Raw genomic sequence first — 4,651 nt, forward strand, 5'->3', positions numbered from 1 at the left:
ATCACGGCGCCGCCATGGAAGGCGATTCCGTCATTGTTGGTGCTGGCCCCGGCGCCTCCGGCGAGTCCCGTCACGGTGAGATTGCCCGAACCGCTCGTCAAAGTGCCGTAAACGCGCACTCCGAGATTGGTCGCACCGACGGAGTTTCCTCCCGTGCCTTCGACGTCGAGGAAGCCGCTGCCACCGGGGGCCACCGAGACGCCGCTGGCGACATTGACGCCGATCTGGCCGCCGGCGGCGTTGTTGCCGCCGCGACCGCGGAGGGTGATGCTTCCGTTGGACGCCGCGGTGGTGGAGAGATTGGCACCGATCGCGAGACCCGTGAAGTTGCCCGCGAGCTGGACGCCCGTATCGGCGTCCAGGAGCAGGTCGCCGGTCGCGCTGACGGCCGCGTTGACGGCGATGCTGCCGCCGAAGAGACGGACCGGACCGCCGATGGTGAGCGCGCTGTTGACCGTGATATTGGCGGTGTTGCTGGCTTTGCCCAAGGTGAAGCCGGCCATCGCGGACGGGCTGTTGATTGTGAGGGCGCTGGCGCCGCCGTTAGTCAGCGTCGCTCCCCAAGCATAGGCAGAGGTGAACGCCGTGTTCCAAGGCGTGATGGTCAGCGAACCCGTCGTGGTGACGGAGCTCCCGTTGTCGTAGGTGATCTTGTCGCCGACGATCTCGATATTGCCGCTGCCGGCGTTGATCGTCAAAGCCGAGAGCCACCCGAGGTAGACGTCGGCGAAGGAAGGATTGGCCACCAGGTCGATCGTGGTGGCGGCGGCGATTCGAATGTTGCCACCGGCGGTATTGAACGCCCCACGCAGGTCGGTGCCGTTGTAATTCCCGGCGGTGCTGCCTCGCGAGGCGCCGCTGCCGACCGCCAACCCATTCCAGGTAGCCCCGGCGGCACCGCCGCCGATCCAGAGGTGTCCGCCATTGGTAGAAAAAGTGACGGGCTGTCCGATGCTGACGCCGGAGTCCAACGTGTTGTCGCTATCGCTCCACAAGATCAGGTTGAGCTTGCCGGACGTCGACGTGATATTGCTCAAAACATTGAGGCGGGCCGTGGTGCGTAAGGTGAGCGTGGCATCGCCGCCGGCAGACTTGGTCAAGTCCGCGCCAGCCTGCCAATTGATGTCTCCGACGACATCGTTGAGGATGCTCGTGCCGCTGTTGAGCGTGGTTTGGTAACCGCTCACGACGGTCGCGTTGATCGTGCTGTCCGCAGGGTCGATCAGCCAGAGACCCCCGCGACCGGCAGGCGCGCCGGCCAGGACGACGGCGCCGGTGGAATCCAGCGTATGGCCCGAGGTCTCGACACGGCCGCCGTCGCCGCCGAGTTCGCCGCCGCGGGCGAGGATGCGGCCGGCGACCGTCGTCAACGAAAGCGGATCGGTGATGTCGCTCCAGACCACCGCCGTGCCGCCGTCGCCCAGCCCTCGGGCCGAGACGTCGATGACGGCGCCGAGACCGACCTCGGAACGACGGGCCTGCAGCGTCCATCCGCCGCCCTGCCAGCCTCCGCCCAGCAGCACCTGTCCGCCGGCCTTGCCGCCGGAGGCGTCGATGGACGCGTCCGCCGAGACGCGCACGTCCCGCGCGGCGAGGGTGACGGCCCCGCCCTCTTCGACCGCGGATGAGGCGATGACGGAGCCGCCCACTTCGGCCTCGTGCGAGGCCTCGATGAGCACGCGCCCTCCCCGCTCGGTGATCGCGCCCACGTCCAGGGAGCCGGAGCTGCGGATCGCGCCGGCGGCCAGGGCGTTGAAACCCTGGGCGGACATGAGGATGCGGCCGCCTGAAGCGAGGACCGCATGGCGGTTCTCGACCAGCGCGGCCACCTGCGAGGGCGTGACGAGCAGCCCGGTGAGGGAGCCTGCCGGATCGAAGTTCAGCGTGATGCGCTCACCGGCCGCGAGGGCGACCGTGCCCGCCTGCGCCATGATGAGACCCGCGTTGCGGACTTCCGGCGCGAGCAGCGCGACATAGCCGCCGAGACGCGCCCGGATCTCGCCCTCGTTGACCACCGAACCGGAACCGGAACGTGAGAATTCCAGCCGGCCAGCCATGAAGTCCGCGTCCGTGATCGCATGCGCGGTCGCCACGAGTGAGCCGACGTCGACGCGCGAGGAGGCGCCGAAAAGCACGCCGTTGGGATTGACGAGGATGACCGTGCCGTTGGAGCGGAGCGAGCCGAAGACGGCGCTGGGATCGGAGCCCAGCACGCGATTGAGCGTGGCCGAGGACGCGGAAGGAACGCGGAACTCGACCGAGGCGTCCCGGCCGACGGAGAAAGACCGCCAGTTGATGACCGCGCGGTCCGACGACTGCTCGACCACCATCGCGGCCCCCGTCACGCCGACTTCGGCCGCGCCGGCCGTCACGGCCGGCGCGGACGGCAGGGCCTGCGCGGCCGGCTCGGCACGCAGACCGGCAGGCAGCAGGAAGGCGGCGGTGAGCAGGAAAGCCCGGGAGAGATGTCCGCGTCGACGCCTCATGGACTCAGAAGCTGAAGGCGGCGCTCAGCCACCAGCGGTCGATCCGCAGGGAGCCGTCCTGATCGGCTCCCGTCGGAGACGGGTTGGGATTGTCATCGGCGCGACGTGACCAGGTGGCGCGCACCACCGAAGATCCCGGCCCCTGCCAGGTCAGCGTGGCGCCGTATCCGGCGTATCCGTGACGGTTGTCCGCGGGCGCTCCCGCGAACCCGGGGTTCGCATTGAGACGCACCTGACCGGCGTCACCGAAGGCGGCGAGCTGCCAGCGGTCCGCGGCCTGCCAGCGGAATTCCAAAGATCCGAACAGACCCGAGTCCCCCGAACCTTCGCCCGAAGGATAGGCGCGAACCGCGGAAGGGCCGCCGACGATGAACTCCTCGGAGGAGTCCAGATTGTCCAAGGCCGCCTGACCCGTGACCGAGGCGAGCAGCGTGAACGATTCCCCCAGGGACTGATTGCGGCTGAGCGAGGCGCGGAACTTGCTGAACGCGCCCTCCGCGGCGGTCGTGGACGCCACGGCGGCGCGATTGGGGGAGCCCTCCAGATCCAGGTCGCCCAGGACCCAGCCGAGCGAAAGCGAAGTCACGCCGCCGCCGCCGAGCCCGTCGTAGAGATTGGCGTTGAGGCCCAGGTCGAGCCGCGAGACCGCGTAGTCGCTGGTGAGGACGCCGGAAGCGGAGTTGACGAAACCGCGGCGGTCCGCGCCCGCGGTGAGATAGACGTTGAGCGGGCGCGAACGCACCAGCGGGCAGGTGAGGTCGGCTCCGAACGAATCGGAGCGACCGCGGATGCCCGCGGCGGCGAAGTCCCCGTCAATCAGGCGGAAGTCGAGCAGACTGGCGTGGAGCGAGGCACGGAGCCCGTGATCGCCCACCGCGAAAGCGTAGGCGCCGCGCCGGTACTCGCTGCCTTCACTGAAAAGGGCGTCGACCGAGAAGGCGTCGCCGACGCCCCTCGGACTGGCGAACTCGAAGGACAACGCGCCCCGCGAAGCTCCGGTGGAACGGGCTCCTGAATTGTCGTAGGAGAGCGTGCCGGTCAGGGCGGGCTTTTCGTAAGCCAGGAGAACCGCGACCGTCTCGCCTTCCGCATCCCCGGCGGAAAGCCCTCCGGTGACCGAGCCCCCGGAAAGGTCGGAGGCGATGAGGATCCCCCGGTCCACACGGTAGAGGTCGGTCACCTCGCCTCTCGGCATGGCGGCTTCGACCCGGGCGATCAGCTCCGCCGCGGAGACCCGCGTGCGAGAGGCGGGATCCACCCTGGCTCCTCCGAAACGCGACTCACGCACCCGGATCCGGACCTGACCCTCCGTCGCGTCCTGCGCCGGCACGGAAGCGGCCGCGAGCAGGCCGCGCGAACGGTAGAGCAAGGCAACCTCGGCCGCGGCGTTACGGAGATCGGCCAGCGTCAGATCACGGCCGATGAACGGAGCGAGTGCCCGCTCGAGATCCTCCGAGCGCACCGAGCGATTGCCTTCGAAGACGAAACGCTTCACGCGGATGACCGCGCCCTTGGGCAGTTCGAGATCGACCTTCGGCGGGGCCGGCGGAGGCCCCACCTGAGGCAACCTTGGAGGCGGCAGCGAACGCTCCAGCTGATTAAGCAGACTGCCGGCGTCGGGCACCGTTTGGGCGCAAAGTGTCTTGGTCGCCAGACATGCGGACAAAACAACAAGTTTATAGGATTTATGCCCCAAAAACCTAGACTGTAAGACTTTAGGCAAGAGTGGGTAATCAATCCTAAACGAAGTCGGAGATTGGCAAGAGAAAGCATTTTTATCGACTACAGAGCCCTACCCTTAGTTATAAGAATGATTTTAATCATAACAAACGATTGTTTTCTTTCTTTTATGGCGTTTACATTTATTTCATTAAATTTGAGCAGTTTAGCCCTGTTTTTCCGCCCTTTCACCTTGCTGACTTCCGGGGGTTGCCCTTCTTCCAAAAGACCTTTTTCCGAGCATGGTCACCGACAACAAGCCCTCCCTGGTAGCAATCAATGTGGACGGGGTGGAGCATCTGGTGCCGGCAGGGGCCAACCTGGTCGACGTGCTGGGCCGGATCGGCCGCGAGGTGCCCCATTATTGCTACCACCCGAAGCTGCCGGTGGCGGGCAACTGCCGCATGTGCCTGGTGGAACTGGGCTCGCCGATGCGCGACCGCGCC

Annotated in this window: 3 protein-coding genes; 1 reads left to right on the top strand and 2 read right to left on the bottom strand. The window is 66.9% G+C overall.

Going from position 1 to position 4,651, the window contains the following annotated elements; all coding sequences use genetic code 11:
• Both ACKOB8_RS14600 and ACKOB8_RS14605 read right to left on the bottom strand, forming a co-directional pair.
• Nucleotides 1-2,486 (bottom strand): two-partner secretion domain-containing protein (locus tag ACKOB8_RS14600; RefSeq protein WP_526378484.1); only part of this gene is annotated, 2,486 nt, incomplete at its 3' end.
• Between the two features lie 4 nt (nucleotides 2,487-2,490).
• On the bottom strand, nucleotides 2,491-4,110 hold the full coding sequence (locus ACKOB8_RS14605) for a ShlB/FhaC/HecB family hemolysin secretion/activation protein (protein ID WP_526378486.1): 1,620 nt from the start codon (nucleotides 4,108-4,110) through the stop codon (nucleotides 2,491-2,493).
• Between the two features lie 337 nt (nucleotides 4,111-4,447).
• On the opposite strand from ACKOB8_RS14605, the gene ACKOB8_RS14610 reads away from it, so the two are divergent.
• Nucleotides 4,448-4,651 (top strand): 2Fe-2S iron-sulfur cluster-binding protein (locus ACKOB8_RS14610; RefSeq protein ID WP_526378488.1); only part of this gene is annotated, 204 nt, incomplete at its 3' end.

This window comes from Mycobacterium sp., from assembly GCF_046091765.1.
Taxonomy (GTDB): Bacteria; Actinomycetota; Actinomycetes; order Mycobacteriales; family Mycobacteriaceae; genus Mycobacterium.